The 13,020-nt window shown below is 74.9% G+C and carries 12 protein-coding genes; 4 read left to right on the top strand and 8 right to left on the bottom strand.

Annotation, left to right across the window (positions count from 1 at the left end; all coding sequences use genetic code 11):
• Positions 1-18 precede the first annotated feature (18 nt).
• The 3 genes from ACZ597_RS31420 to pdxR all read right to left on the bottom strand — a co-directional run bounded on the left by ACZ597_RS31420 (position 19) and on the right by pdxR (position 3,380).
• A complete protein-coding gene (locus tag ACZ597_RS31420; protein WP_471337475.1) occupies positions 19-507 on the bottom strand; it encodes an LAETG motif-containing sortase-dependent surface protein in 489 nt (162 codons plus the stop codon).
• A gap of 124 nt (positions 508-631) precedes the next feature.
• Positions 632-1,549 (bottom strand): nitroreductase/quinone reductase family protein, encoded by a 918-nt coding sequence (locus ACZ597_RS31415; protein WP_471337472.1) that lies wholly within the window; start codon positions 1,547-1,549, stop codon positions 632-634.
• A 337-nt stretch (positions 1,550-1,886) separates the two neighbouring features.
• Positions 1,887-3,380, bottom strand: coding sequence for a MocR-like pyridoxine biosynthesis transcription factor PdxR (gene pdxR, locus ACZ597_RS31410; RefSeq protein WP_471337469.1), 1,494 nt, complete (start codon positions 3,378-3,380; stop codon positions 1,887-1,889).
• Here pdxR and ACZ597_RS31405 point away from each other — a divergent pair.
• The gene (locus ACZ597_RS31405) at positions 3,379-4,317 is read left to right on the top strand and encodes an EamA family transporter (protein WP_471337466.1); all 939 of its coding nucleotides are present in this window, start codon (positions 3,379-3,381) and stop codon (positions 4,315-4,317) included. The two genes, pdxR and ACZ597_RS31405, sit on opposite strands and share 2 nt — an antisense overlap.
• 103 nt (positions 4,318-4,420) lie before the next feature.
• On the opposite strand, the gene ACZ597_RS31400 is transcribed toward ACZ597_RS31405, so the two are convergent.
• Complete coding sequence (locus tag ACZ597_RS31400; RefSeq protein WP_471337463.1) at positions 4,421-4,795, bottom strand: YbjQ family protein; 375 nt, start codon at positions 4,793-4,795, stop codon at positions 4,421-4,423.
• Between the two features lie 216 nt (positions 4,796-5,011).
• Here ACZ597_RS31400 and ACZ597_RS31395 point away from each other — a divergent pair, with 216 nt between their 5' ends.
• The gene (locus ACZ597_RS31395; RefSeq protein WP_471337458.1) at positions 5,012-5,662 is read left to right on the top strand and encodes a hypothetical protein; all 651 of its coding nucleotides are present in this window, start codon (positions 5,012-5,014) and stop codon (positions 5,660-5,662) included.
• Positions 5,663-5,734: 72 nt separating this feature from the next.
• On the opposite strand, the gene ACZ597_RS31390 is transcribed toward ACZ597_RS31395, so the two are convergent.
• The 4 genes from ACZ597_RS31390 to ACZ597_RS31375 form a co-directional block, all read right to left on the bottom strand.
• On the bottom strand, positions 5,735-6,667 hold the full coding sequence (locus ACZ597_RS31390; RefSeq protein WP_471337453.1) for a phosphatase domain-containing protein: 933 nt from the start codon (positions 6,665-6,667) through the stop codon (positions 5,735-5,737).
• A 2-nt stretch (positions 6,668-6,669) separates the two neighbouring features.
• Positions 6,670-7,878, bottom strand: a complete 1,209-nt coding sequence (locus ACZ597_RS31385) for an RNA ligase (RefSeq protein WP_471337447.1) — start codon at positions 7,876-7,878, stop codon at positions 6,670-6,672.
• 72 nt (positions 7,879-7,950) lie between these two features.
• Positions 7,951-8,916, bottom strand: coding sequence for a tellurite resistance/C4-dicarboxylate transporter family protein (locus tag ACZ597_RS31380; RefSeq protein WP_471337440.1), 966 nt, complete (start codon positions 8,914-8,916; stop codon positions 7,951-7,953).
• A 4-nt stretch (positions 8,917-8,920) separates the two neighbouring features.
• A complete protein-coding gene (locus ACZ597_RS31375; RefSeq protein WP_471337433.1) occupies positions 8,921-9,547 on the bottom strand; it encodes an alpha-ketoglutarate-dependent dioxygenase AlkB in 627 nt (208 codons plus the stop codon).
• A 121-nt stretch (positions 9,548-9,668) separates the two neighbouring features.
• Between ACZ597_RS31375 and ACZ597_RS31370 the strand changes: the two genes are divergently transcribed.
• The gene (locus ACZ597_RS31370) at positions 9,669-11,300 is read left to right on the top strand and encodes an AMP-binding protein (RefSeq protein WP_471337427.1); all 1,632 of its coding nucleotides are present in this window, start codon (positions 9,669-9,671) and stop codon (positions 11,298-11,300) included.
• A gap of 67 nt (positions 11,301-11,367) precedes the next feature.
• On the top strand, positions 11,368-13,011 hold the full coding sequence (locus ACZ597_RS31365) for a PucR family transcriptional regulator (protein WP_471337420.1): 1,644 nt from the start codon (positions 11,368-11,370) through the stop codon (positions 13,009-13,011).
• The last annotated feature ends 9 nt before the right edge of the window (positions 13,012-13,020 follow it).

Below are 13,020 nucleotides of genomic sequence, written 5' to 3'. Positions count from 1 at the left end.
GTTCGAGCACGGGTGTCCTCAGTTGGCGGCGCGGCGCCGCACGGCGAACAGGGCGCCGCCGCCTGCGGCGACGAGCGCGGCCGCACCGGCCCCGAGGGCGATGGTGGTCGCCGAGGAGCCAGTATGCGCCAGCTCGGAGCCCTCACCGGAACCGGGCGCCCCGGAGGGCTGCGCGGACGGCTGGGCGGACGGCTGCGCAGAGGCGGGCTGCGAGGGGACCGGGGTGGGCTTGCCGCTCGCGGGCGACGTCGGGGCGGGGCTCGGCGTGGCGCTGCCGGTGCCGCCGTTGCCGCCACCCGCCGGCTGCGAGGGGACCGGTGTGGGCTTACCGTTCGCGGGGTGCGTCGGGACGGGGCCGGGCACCGCGGAACCGGCGGGCGCGGGCGAGGCGGAGGGTCCCTGCGCGGCCGAGACCGGCCCGGCGAGGGCGAGGACCGCCCCGGCGGCGGCAGCGGCGACGGCCGCCCGGCAGGCGGTGACGGGAACAACGCGCTTCAGGTGCTTCACAGTGGCTCTCCACGGTCGGGTCCGGGGCGGGAACTTCGCCCTTCACCCCCGCACGACGTGCGAGTGACCGATCGGTTGCCGCCGTTTCGAAAAAACTTTCCGCGTGTTCCCGTCCCGCCCCGGCTCACGGGCGCGGCGGCGGCCAGGGCACCTCCTCCAGCAGGGGCAGCAGCACCTCCTCCTCGTGGTCGAGGTGGGCGTTCAGCTCCGCCGTCATCCGCGCCAGCTCGGCGCGGAACCGCACGGGTTCGGCGATGGCCGCCCCGCCCAGCAGGGCCACCAGTTCGCCCTGGATCCGGGCGACCGTGAGGTGTTCCTCCCGCAGCCTCTCGAAGACGGGCGCCAGGTGCGGGTGATGGGCCAGGGTCCCGGGGAACAGGTGGGCGTCCTCGCTGGTGTGGTGGAACTCCAGGCCCTGGCAGAAGGCCAGGCAGCGCTGGCGGATCTGGAGCCCGAGCCCGGGTGCCGGCGGCCGGCCGGGCCCGGTGTGGGCGGCGCGGGCGGCGAAGTGGGCCTCGGTCTCGGCGCCGACGTGGCGCAGCTGGGCCCGCAGCCAGGTGTGGACCTCCAGCAGCTTCCCGGCCAGGGTGCGGACCTCGGCGGGGGGCTGCCAGCCGTCGGGGTCGGCGGGTTCCAGCCGGATGACGGGGAGCACGCGGGTGGTGCGGGCCTGGTAGTCGGCGTATCCGGGAGCGGTGCGCAGGACGGCTTCGAAGAGCTCCTCCCGCCGGGCCCCTTCCGCGGGTACGGCGAGGGCCTCGAAGGCGTCGGTGCCGAGCTCGACCCGTACCTGCGGGTGGGCCAGGAGGTTGCGGTACCAGGCGGGGTGGGCGGGGGCGCCGAGGTTGGAGCCGACGACCAGCAGGACGCCCTCGTGGCGGACGAAGCCGAGCGGGGTGGTGTGCTCGGCTCCCGACCGGGCGCCGGTGGTGGTGAGCAGGAGCAGGTCCTCGCCCTCGAAGTGGCCGCCGACCTTCCCGTGGTTGGCGCGGAACTCCTCGATGACGGAGCGGTTGAAGTCCTGGGCGGGTGTTGTGGGCACGTGTGTGTTCTCTCTGGGCAGGCCGGTCCGGCACGCCGCCGGTCCCCCGACGGGCCGCCGTGGAGCGGGAGCCGCCGGAGCGGGGCGTGCGGGAGCGGACGTACGGACGTAGGCGCGTACGGAGTTGTGGAGGAGGGGAGGCGGCTGCGGCTCGATGGCCGGCCGCGACGCGGGAGCCGCGGGTGCGGCTGCTCTACGTCAACTGCGGGGCGCGGAGTTCTGACTCATGGCGTGTCCCTGAGTGAAGGGTGTTCGCCCGATCACCGGCCGGCCCACTGCTCTTTGGCCGGAGTCACGCGACACCGGTCGCCATTAGACGCAAGGGGCACGGCGGTTGTCAATGCCGATGATCTTGGACGGACTCCCGGAGCGCCCGGCCCAGGACGGCCACGCCCTCCTCGATCTCGCTCACCGGCCCGGCGGCGTAGCCGAGGATCAGGCCCGGCGGGCCGGGTCGCAGCCGGTGCCAGGACAGCGGGTGCGTCTTGACCCCGAGGGCCAGGGCCGCCCCGGCCACGGCGGTGTCGTCGAAGGACACGCCGTCGAAGGTGACGGTCAGGTGCAGCCCCGCCGCGGCGCCGTGCACCCGGGCTCCGGGCAGGTGCTCGGCGACGGCCCGCAGCATCGCGTCCCGGCGGCGGCGGTGGCGGCGGCGGACGAAGCGCAGGTGGCGCTCGAGTTCGCCCGAGTCCATCAGCCGGGCGAGGACCAGCTGCGCGAGGACGGGGTTGCCGAGGTCGGCGTAGCGCTTGGCGTCGACGACCGGGTCCCGCAGGCGGCGCGGGACCAGCAGCCAGCCCAGCCGCAGGGCCGGCGCGAGCAGCTTGGACACGCTCCCGGCGTAGCAGACCCCCTCGGGCGCCAGGGCCCGCAGGGCGGGCACCGGCGCACGGTCGTAGCGGTGCTCGGCGTCGTAGTCGTCCTCCAGGACCAGTCCCCCGGCGGCGGCCCAGGCCAGCAGTTCGCGGCGGCGCTCCCCGTCGAGGACGACCCCGGTCGGGAACTGGTGCGCCGGGGTCAGGAACACCGCCGGCGCCCCGCTCGCCCGCAGCGCGGCCACGTCCAGCCCGGCCCCGTCCACGGGTACGCCGACGACGTCCAGCCCGCCGTGTTCCAGCTGTTGCCGCGCCCCCAGCGAGCCGGGGTCCTCCACCGCCACCCGGCGCACGCCGACCCCGGGCAGCACCTGCGCGAGCAGCCAGAGGGCCTGCGCGACCCCGGCGACCACGACGACCTCGGCGGGATCGGCGCGGATCCCCCGGTTCCGGGCGAGCCAGCCCGCGACCGCCTCCCGGAGGGCGGGCGCGCCCTGCGGGTTGCCGTAGCCGAAGTCGGCCGGGGTGAGGGCGGAGAGCACCCGGCGCTCGGCCTGGAGCCAGGCGGTGCGCGGGAAGGCGGTGAGGTCGGGCACACCCGGCGAGAGGTCGATCCGGCAGGGCACGGCGCGCAGCTCGTTCACCAGCCCGCCGCGCGGTACGGCGGCCGCGGGCCCGGCCGCCGGGGGCGGCGGCGCGGCGACGACCACGGTGCCGGCCCGGCCCCGGCCCGCCACCTGGCCGGTCTCGGCGAGCCGCTGGTAGGCCTCGGTCACCAGCCCGCGGGAGACGCGCAGTTCGGCGGCGAGCACCCGGCTGGCGGGAAGCCGGCTGCCGACGGGAAGGGTGCCGTCGGCGATGGCGTCGCGCAGCCGGCCGGCGAGCCACTCGGTGCGGTTGCCGGGCGGGGCCTGGCCGATGTCGAGCTGGAGGAAGTCCGACCCGGTTATGGACCCCTCGACAGCGCCTTCATTGGACCTGCTCACGGGACCATTGTCCCTCCAGGCTGGGCGCATGAGCACCTCCGCCTCCGCCCCGCCCACCGCGTCCGTCTCCCCCTCCCCCTCCTCCCCCACGCGCTCCGCCGGCCTGCGGGACCTGGTCCCCGGGATCGTCGGGATGGCGCTGGTCGGCAGCAGCGTCACCGTCTCCCGCTCCCTGGTCGACGCCCCGCTGTTCGCCGCCCAGGCGGTCCGCTACGTGGCCGCCGCCGCGATCCTGGTCCTCCTCGCCCGGGCCGCCCGGGTCCCGCTGTCGCTGCCCCGGGGGCGGGAGTGGCTCTGGCTGGCCGGGATCGCTGCCGGCGGGCTGGTGCTGTTCAACGTGGCCGTGGTCCGGGGCGTCGCGCACGCCGAGCCGGCCGTCATCGCCGTCGCCGTGGCCTCCGTACCGGTCCTGCTCGGGCTGGTCGGCCCGCTCCTGGAGGGGCGGCGGCCCGGCGGCCGGGTGCTGCTGGCGGCGCCCGTGGTGGTCGCGGGGGCGGTGCTGGTCGAGGGGACGGGGCGCACCGACGCCGCCGGGGTGGGCTGGGCGGCACTGGCGCTGGCCTGCGAGGCGGCGTTCACCCTGCTCGCGGTGCCGGTGCTGGGGCGGCACGGCGCGTGGGGGGTGTCCGTGCACGCGGTGTGGATGGGGGCGGTGCTGCTGGCGGTGCTGTCGGTGTGCACGGAACGCCCGTCCGCCCTGGCGGAGCTGACCGCCCGCCAGTGGGGCGCCGTCGGGTACCTCACGGTGCTGGTGACGGCGGTGGCGTTCCTGCTCTGGTACCGCACGGTGGCGGCCGTGGGCTCCGGCCGGGCGGGGCTGCTGACCGGTGTCGCGCCGCTCGCGGCGGCCGGCGCCGGGGTGCTGTCGGGCGGCGGGACGCCGCGCCCGGCGGTGTGGCTGGGCCTGGCGGTGGTGGTGGCCGGGCTGGCGCTGGGACTGCGCGGCGGCGCGTCCTCCGACACCTGACCACGGCGCGTCCGGTCCTCCCCTCGACAGCGCGGGGGTTCTCAGGGGCGGCACCGGTGAGGGCTCCGGGGCCGGCCGGATGCTCCGCCCGGGTGCTCGCGGATCAGGTGCCGGCGGGCACCAGCACCACGGCCGTCCCGTAGGCGCAGACCTCGGTCCCGACGTCGGCGGCTTCGGTCACGTCGAAGCGCATCATCAGCACCGCGTTGGCGCCGCGCGCCCTGGCCTGCTCGATCAGCCGGTCCATGGCCTGGTTGCGGGTCTCCACGAGGGTCTTGGTGAGGCCCCTCAGCTCGCCGCCGATCATGGATTTCAGGCCGGCTCCGATCTGGCTGCCGAGGTGCCGGGAGCGCACGGTGAGCCCGAAGACCTCCCCGATGACCTGCTCTACGCGGTAGCCCGGGACGTCGTTGGTGGTCACGACCAGGACGCCGGTCTGCTGGGCGCCGGGGCCGCCGCCGTAGTCTTCGATACCCATGGGCCCACTGTGCTGCCGGGGGCGGTCGCGCGCATCCGCAGGCCTTCCGGGCTACCGGAGCCGCCTTGGAGAATATTGGGCATATCGGGCTAATCGGCGGTGCGTCGGCCAGGGCTCCGCCCCCTCCCTCGTCATAGTCGTCGGTGGCGGCCCCCCGGGCTGCCACCCCCAGCCGCGGCCTGCGGCCGGGCGGAAGCCTTCGTGGAGGAGCGGCTCATGCTGAAGCCCACCAGGACCATCCTCGCTCTTGCCGCCGGCAGCATGGTGCTCGGCCTGTTCGGCGCGGGCGTCGCCGTCGCGGACGACGGTCCGGTGGACAACGGGCCCGGCGCGGCGCAGGCCCGCGACGAGGACTCCGGGGACGACGAGTACGCCGAGTACGAGGACGAGGACGGATCCGAGTACGAGGAATCCGACGGGCAGTACGAGAACGGGCAGTCCGAGAACGGGCAGTCCGAGAACGGCCAGACCGAGAACGGGCAGTCCGAAAACGGGCAGGGCCGGCCAGGCGACGGTGACGGGCCCGTCACCTACCCCAAGCCCAAGTACGCCCTGGGCAAGGTCGTCTCGCACGGCCCGCTCAAGGTCCGCAGCAAGCCCACCACCCATTCCAAGCTCCTGTACAAGGTGTACCCGCACCAGAAGCTGTCGATCGTGTGCAAGAAGCACGGCGAGAAGGTCGACGGGAACAGCCTCTGGTACCTGCTGGAGCACAAGAAGGACAACAAGCCCGTGGACGGCGTCGACGGCATGAACGGCACCGGCGGCAAGCAGGGCGCCCAGGCCCGCAAGTACGAGTACAAGCACGCGTGGGTCTCGGCCCGCTACGTCAAGGACATCACGCCGGTGAAGTGGTGCCGCTCCTGACCCTCACGGGTCGCTCCCCGGGCGTACGGGACGGGTCCTCACGGCCCCGCCTCCCGTACGCCCGGCGGCGTGTCAGAAGTCCCCGTAGTTGACCTGCCAGGTCGGCAGCCCCATCCGGCGCCAGACGGCGACCACCCGGTCCCGGTCGTCGAGCGACACCCGGACGGCGTAGCGGTCGCGCACGTGCGCGTCGAAGAGCTCGGCCTTGACCACGTCGTCGCGCCGGGTGTCGCCCGCCGCCCGCATCCACAGCTCGTCGTACGGCACCTCGTGGCGCCGCAGCCAGGACTCCGTCTGCTCCCGGTGCTCCTCACCGCGCCCGGACAGCAGCACGATCGTGTCCCCGTCCGCGCGCCGGAAGGCGTCGAGGGCGTGCCGCACGGGCTCGTTCAGCAGGTCGATCTCGCAGCGCGAGAAGTCGTACGGGCCCCGGTCACCCGTGAGGGCGAGCGTGCCGTCGATGTCGCACATGACGGCCGGCGGGAGTCCCGGGTCGGCGACGTAGGGGCGCACCGGAGGCTGGTCGTTCAGCCACTCCGCCGTGAGCCGCCAGCCGCCCTTCTTCGCCTTGGCGTGCTTGTCGGCGAGTATCCGGATGATCTCCTCGCCGACCGGCCGCTCCCGCGCGGCGTCGCGGCGCAGGCACTCCTCGACGGGCACGTCGGTGAAGTCGTGCACGACGAAGGTGGCGCGGCCGGCGACCGCCGCCTTGAGCCGCTTGGGGATGTTCGACGTCAGGTGGGTGTTGTCGACGACCACGTCGAAGCCGCCCTCGACGGCCGCGCGGACCGCCGCGTCCTGGACGGCCAGCACGGTCTGCTCGTGCCGGTACGAGCGGCCCCGCTCGGGGTCGGGCACGTCGAGCATCGCCCGCAGGTCGTCGAGGTTGACCCGTCGCATGCGGCCGCCGGCCTCGGCCTGGAGGGCCCGGGCGGCGGTGGTCTTGCCCGAGGCCGGCAACCCCGTCATGACGTGGACCACGGGGAGTTCGGGCTCTTCGGACACGTTCAGTTCTCCTCGTCGGTGGTGTAGGGGTCGGCCGTCTCCGGCCGTACGGCCCGCCAGCTGACGAGCTCGGTCGAGCGGCCGTCCAGGCGCAGGAAGACGGCGGAGCGGATCTTGCCGTCCCGGATCTCCTTGGCGGCGCGCGCGAAGGCGCCCCGGTCTCCGGCCAGGTGCGCGAGCGCCTCGAAGGCCTCGTCGACGGCGCGTTCCCGCCGGCCGAAGGCGTCCTCCAGCCGGGCGATGACCTCGCGGACCCAGGCGTCGAACTCGTCGGGTACCTGCTGGAGGAGCGTGTCGAGCGGCTTGCCGCCGGCCTCCTCCACGTCCGCGGCGGTGCAGTTCAGGCCCTGCGCGAGCTGCTTGGCGGGCAGCCCCGCGAAACGCTGGACGCCGTGGGCTCGCCAGATGTCCCGCTCGGTGACGCCGGTCAGCAGCTTGTGCAGGCGTACGTACTCCGAGAGCTTGGCCTTCGCGCGCACGCCCGAGGCGAAGCGCAGCACGAAGCCCTCGGCGTCCGTGCCGGTCGCGGACCCGCCGCCGGGCAGGGTGTTGGACTCGGCCAGCGCGAGGAGCTCTTCGAGCGGCACGGCGGGCCACACCTTGACGACGGAGCCGATGCCCTGCCAGTGGCCGGCGGCCTCGGCGAGCGGCACCTCGGTGCCGTCCCGGCCGAAGGCGGCGAGCAGGACGAGGTCCCGGCGGTCGCCGTAGTCCACCACGATCCGGTTCTGCGGGTAGAGGATCTCGGCGAGGTAGGTCGTACCGGGCACGAGGGCCGTGGTGTCGCGGGAGTCGAGGCGGCGCTGCGCCCAGGCGGCCTGGGCGCTGATGAAGGAGCCCTTGGACGCGGCCCGCCAGTGGCCTGCGTAGTGGAAGACCACGGCGAGGCTGCCGTCGACCTTGTCGTACACCTCGAACGTCTCGTCGGGCAGGGCGGGCGCGTAGGGACGGCCGGAGGTGTGCTCGCCGACGTTGAAGAACTTCGGCAGCGGCAGCGCGACGACCGCTCCGGTCTCGTCGTCGGCGACGAGGCCGCGGCAGCGCGTGGTGACCCTGTTCCATATCTGCTCGTACTGCGCGGTGCGCGTGTACGTGTAGATGGACAGGGGCAGTTCGGGGTGCTGCTTGCGGGTCACGTGCCCGGCGTCGATGGCCTGCGCCAGTTCCTGCGCGGGCAGCAGGCCGTGCAGAGTCAGGTGGTCCTGGCTCATGGGTTCCCTCCCGGTTCGAGATGCCCCATTCTCACGTGCGGGAGGGATCGGCCGGTAGTCAATTACCACTGGTCAGCGGCCGGGGCGGTGGATGTCCCGGGCGGGCCGGGGGCGGCTGAGGGCGAAGGCGAGCAAGGTGAGGAGCCAGGCGGCGACCGCGATCCACAGCAGGACCTCGCCGAGGGGGCGCAGCCAGAGGACGCCGGTCGCGGGGGCGGCGGTGAGGCACGCGGTGGCGGTCATGCCGAGCGGGAAGACGGTGGACCAGCGGCGGACGTCGTAGCGGGTGCGGGGGCTGCGGAGTTCGGCGGCGAGGAGGACCGCGTACCAGGCCAGGGAGAGTGCGAGGGCCGTCAGGGTGGCGGTGCGCAGGGCCGTGTGCGCGGGGCCGGTCCACAGCGGCAGGGCGGTGAGTTTCGCTCCGGCGAGGGCGGTGATGGACAGGGCCCCGCCCGCGACCCAGTGGTCCCCGGCCCCGCTGACCACCTCGTGGAAGTCGAACCGGGTCAGGGCGAGGCCGTACAGCAGCAGGCCGAGGCAGAAGCAGGCCAGTGCGGACGCGGCCAGCCAGTCGGGGCTCCGGCCGGCGGCCAGGGCGGCCGCGAGGACGGCGAGGCCCTGGGTGGCGACGCAGACGAGGAAGGCGGCGCCGGGCACGCGGCGGCGCCAGTGGCGTACGACGGAGACGAGGAGGCCGGGCCAGAGCAGGGCGGCCAGCGCCAGCAGGGCGGCGGCCTCGCGCTGCCGGCCGAGCTGGGCGAGGCGGGCGCCGAGCACGGTGGTCGCGGCGACGGCGGTGAGGGCGGCCGGGGTGTCCGCCTCGGCCCGGAAGCGGCCCCGGTCGCCGATCAGCCGGGCGGTGAAGTCGCCGGCCAGTACGAGCCACAGCGCGCCCGCGATGACCAGCGCGGCGAGGGAGAGCCGGGTGCGGCCGGTCAGCTCCAGGCCGATGGAGAGGATGCCGGTGGCCATGACCGCCCCGCCCGCGGCGGGCGGGAGGGCGGAGCACCAGGCCCTCAGACGGCTCCCGCTGCGCATGGCCTCACATTACGCCGCGGGTGCGGAACTGGACGCTGATCCGGGGGCCGACGGCCCGTGCCGTCTTGGGGACGGCGTGTTCCATGGTGCGCTGGCAGGAGCCGCCCATCACCACGAGGTCGCCGTGGCCCAGCGGCAGCCGCAGCAGGGTGGGGCCGCCGTCGCGCGGGCGCAGGACGAGGTCGCGGGGGTCTCCGACGGAGAGGATCGCGACCATGGTGTCCTCGGTGGCGGAGCGGCCGGTGCGGTCGCCGTGCCAGGCGACGCTGTCGCGGCCGTCGCGGTAGAGGCAGAGCCCGGCGGTGGCGAAGGGTTCGCCGAGTTCGGCGGCGTAGTGCCGGCCGAGGGCGTCGCGGGCCTCGGTGAGCACGGGGTGCGGGAGCGGCTCGCCCTCCCGGTAGTGGGCCAGCAGCCGGGGTACCTCCACTTCGCGCTCGTACATCTGACGCCGCTCGGCGCGCCAGGGCACCTCGGCGGCGAGCCGTTCGAAGAGGGCGTCGGCCCCGGTGAGCCATCCGGGGAGGTGGTCGACCCAGGCGCCGGCTCCGAGCACGGTCCTCCGTACCGGTGAGAGCGGTCCGAGCCGGATCTCGTCGGTCTGGTCGAAGAGGGAGCCCTGGAGTGCGCGCATGGGACCATCCTACCCCCGCTATCGAACACGCGCTCGAAAGAATGGGGGGCTCCGGGGGGTAGTCCGGCGGCCGGAGGAAGAGGATCATGGCCGCACGCCGGCTCCGCCGGGCCACAGAGTCGTGGAGGTACACGTGTCGGTCGCGCCCAGTCACGCGTCAGGAAGCTCCGGGGTCCCGCTGCTGGACGAGACGATCGGGGCCAACCTCGACCGCACCGTGCGCCGCTTCCCCGACCGGGACGCCCTCGTCGACGTGGCCGCCGGGCGGCGGTGGACGTACGCGGAGCTCGCCGCCGACGTGGACGTCCTCGCCCTCGGCCTGCTGGACCTCGGCATCGCCGAGGGCGACCGGGTCGGCATCTGGGCCCCCAACCGCGCCGAGTGGACCCTGGTGCAGTACGCCACCGCGAAGATCGGCGCGGTCCTGGTCACCGTCAACCCGGCGTACCGCTCGCACGAGCTGGAGTACGTGCTGAACCAGTCCGGGGTCCGGCTGCTGGTCGCGGCGGACGGCTTCAGGGGATCGGACTACGCGGGGATGATCGAGGAGGTCCGGCCGCGCTGCGAGGACCTGGAGTTCACCGTGCTGCTGGGCGGCCCGCTGTGGGACTCGCTGCTGGAGCGCGGCGCCCAGGGCGACCCGGCGGACCTGGCGCGGGCGGCCGCCGCCCTGGACCCGGGCGACCCGGTCAACATCCAGTACACCTCCGGGACCACGGGCTTCCCCAAGGGGGCCACGCTGTCCCACCGCAACATCCTCAACAACGGCTTCTTCGTCGGGGAGCTGTGCGGCTACACCGAACGGGACCGGGTGTGCGTACCGGTGCCCTTCTACCACTGCTTCGGCATGGTCATGGGCGCCCTCGCGTGCACCAGCCACGGCGCGGCGATGGTGATCCCGGCACCGGCCTTCGACCCGGCGGCCACCCTGGCGGCGGTGGAGGCGGAGGCCTGCACCTCCCTGTACGGGGTGCCGACCATGTTCATCGCCGAACTGGCCGCGCCCGGGTTCGACGGGTACGACCTGTCGAGCCTGCGGACCGGGATCATGGCGGGATCGCCCTGCCCGGTGGAGGTGATGAACGAGGTGATCGAGCGGATGGGGATGACCGAGGTCTCCATCTGCTACGGCATGACGGAGACCTCCCCGGTGTCCACGCAGACCCGGGCGGACGACTCCGTGGAGCGCCGGGTCTCCACGGTGGGGCGGGTCGGCCCCCACCTGGAGGTCAAGGTCGTGGACCCGGAGTCCGGCGCCACCGTCCCGCGCGGCACCCCGGGCGAGCTGTGCACCCGGGGCTACTCGGTGATGCTCGGCTACTGGGGCGAGCCGCAGAAGACCGCCGAGGCCGTGGACGGGGACGGCTGGATGCACACCGGGGACCTGGCGGTCATGGACGCGGACGGCTACCTGAGCATCACGGGCCGGATCAAGGACATGGTGATCCGGGGCGGCGAGAACCTCTACCCGCGCGAGATCGAGGAGTTCCTGCACGGCCACCCCGACGTCCTCGACGTCCAGGTCGTCGGCGTCCCGGACGCCAAGTACGGGGAGGAGCTGATGGCCTGGGTGCGGATGCGCGAGGGGGCGGAGCCGCTGACGGCGGACGCGGTCCGCGCGTACTGCTCGGGCCGCCTGGCCCACTTCAAGATCCCGCGCTACGTCCACGTCGTGGACGAGTTCCCGATGACGGTCACGGGCAAGATCCGCAAGGTGGAGATGCGCGAGGCGGCGGCCCGGCTCATCGGGTAGCTGTAGGACGCATCTGGTTGCCCCGGGCGGCAGTTGGGTCTCTGACCGCACATGGCAGGCTGTGGCCATGCAGTTGCGTGATGTGATCCTGTCCGGCGGCCCGGCGCCGTTCCGGTACCTCGGCGGCGGCGAGGAGGGGCTCCGGCGGCCCGTGCTCGCCGCCGTGACCATCGACCTGCCGGATCCGGGGCGGTTCGTCTCCCCGGGAGACCTGGTGCTGTCGGGGCTGGTGTGGCTGCGGCCGGACCCCGGGCGCGCCGACGCCTTCGTACGGATCATCACGGAGGCGGGCGCCGTCGCGCTCGGGGCGGGCGAGGCGGAGTTCGGGAACGTACCGGACGAACTGGTGCGGGCCTGCGACCGGCACGGGCTGCCGCTGTTCGCGGTGGGCGTGGACGTCCCCTTCGGCCCCGTCGCCGAGTTCGTGGCGCGCGGCCGCAGCGGGGCCCGGGTCGGGAACCTCGCCGCGCTGGTGGACCGGCACCGGCGGCTGATGGCGCCCCGGCCGGGCAGCGGCGCCGGGACCGGCGCGCTCCTGGAACTGCTGCTGTCCGAACTGGACCTCCGCGCCCACGTGCTGTCCCCCACCGGGCGGCTGATCGCGGGCGCGCGGCCGCCGCTGCCGGAGCGGACGGCGACGGCCCTGGCCGGGCGGTTCCTGGCCGCCGAGCGCTCCGGCCGGCGCGCCCCGCACCGTACGGCGGCCCACGGACTGCCGTACTCGCTGTTCCCGGTGCGGTCCGCGCCGGGGGCCGGGCCCGCGCTGACCGACTGGGCCGTCGCGGTGGAGGCCGACAGCGGGGACTGGCACGACGAGCGCATCGGCCTGGTGGAGCGGCTGGCCGGGCTGATCGCAGTGGAGCGCGGCGGCCGTGACGCCGACCGCACCGCGCGTCGGCGGGCCGCCGGGAGGCTCCTCGGACTGCTGGACTCCGGCGGGACGGGGGCGGAGGCGCGGGAGCAGGTCCGGGACGCCGCCGGACGGCTCGCGGCCGAGGCGCCCGGCGGTGACGGGGCCCGCTGGCAGGCCGTCGCGGCCCGGCTGGACGGCGTACCGGGCGGGGACGGACCCTCGCCGGTGCGGGACCTGCTGGAGGAGGTGCTGCTGCACCCGGCGTGCCTGGGGCCCGGCGCCGCCCGGCGGATCGGGGTCGCCGCCGCGCTCGACGGGCGGGAGGCCGTGGCCTTCGTACGGGCCGGCGCGGGCGCGGAGCTGACCCCGGAGGCGGTCCGGGAGGCCGCGTGCGGTGCCCTGCCGCGCGGGCTGCGCGCCGGGGAGCGGCTCAGCCTCGGGCTCGGCGATCCGGTGGCGGAGCCGGACGACCTGCGGCACACCCTGGCGGAGGCCCGCAACGCCCGCAGGGTGGCATCCGGCCCGGACGCGGAGGCGGTCGCCGTGCGCGGCACCGGGGACATGGCGGCGCACGTCATGTCGCTGCTGCCGCTGCTCCCCGGGGAGGTCAGGCGGGCCTTCAGCCGCCGGCTGCTGGCGCCGCTGCACGCGTACGACCGGCGCCACCACTCCGAACTGGTCCCGACGCTCAGGTCGTTCCTGGAGCACGACGGCTCCTGGGCCCGCTGCGGGGAGGCCCTGCACCTGCACGTGAACTCGCTGCGGTACCGGATCAACCGGATCGAGTCGCTGACCGGCCGGGACCTGGCCCGGCTGGAGGACAAGATGGACTTCGCGGCGGCCCTGCGCATGGACTGAGAGCCCGGT

The organism is Streptomyces sp. NPDC040718, assembly GCF_055593565.1.
The sequence above is the reverse complement of the archived record's forward strand: the minus strand, read 5'-3'. Positions and strand labels throughout refer to the sequence as shown.

Excerpts from the sequence above, each read along its gene's own strand:
- ACZ597_RS31405 (WP_471337466.1), top strand. The coding sequence starts at position 3,379 with ATGAGCACCTCCGCCTCCGCCCCGCCCACCGCGTCCGTCTCCCCCTCC.
- pdxR (WP_471337469.1), bottom strand. The coding sequence starts at position 3,380 with ATGCGCCCAGCCTGGAGGGACAATGGTCCCGTGAGCAGGTCCAATGAA.
- ACZ597_RS31400 (WP_471337463.1), bottom strand. The coding sequence starts at position 4,795 with ATGGGTATCGAAGACTACGGCGGCGGCCCCGGCGCCCAGCAGACCGGC.
- ACZ597_RS31395 (WP_471337458.1), top strand. The coding sequence starts at position 5,012 with ATGCTGAAGCCCACCAGGACCATCCTCGCTCTTGCCGCCGGCAGCATG.
- ACZ597_RS31385 (WP_471337447.1), bottom strand. The coding sequence starts at position 7,878 with ATGAGCCAGGACCACCTGACTCTGCACGGCCTGCTGCCCGCGCAGGAA.
- ACZ597_RS31380 (WP_471337440.1), bottom strand. The coding sequence starts at position 8,916 with ATGCGCAGCGGGAGCCGTCTGAGGGCCTGGTGCTCCGCCCTCCCGCCC.
- ACZ597_RS31375 (WP_471337433.1), bottom strand. The coding sequence starts at position 9,547 with ATGCGCGCACTCCAGGGCTCCCTCTTCGACCAGACCGACGAGATCCGG.
- ACZ597_RS31365 (WP_471337420.1), top strand. The coding sequence starts at position 11,368 with ATGCAGTTGCGTGATGTGATCCTGTCCGGCGGCCCGGCGCCGTTCCGG.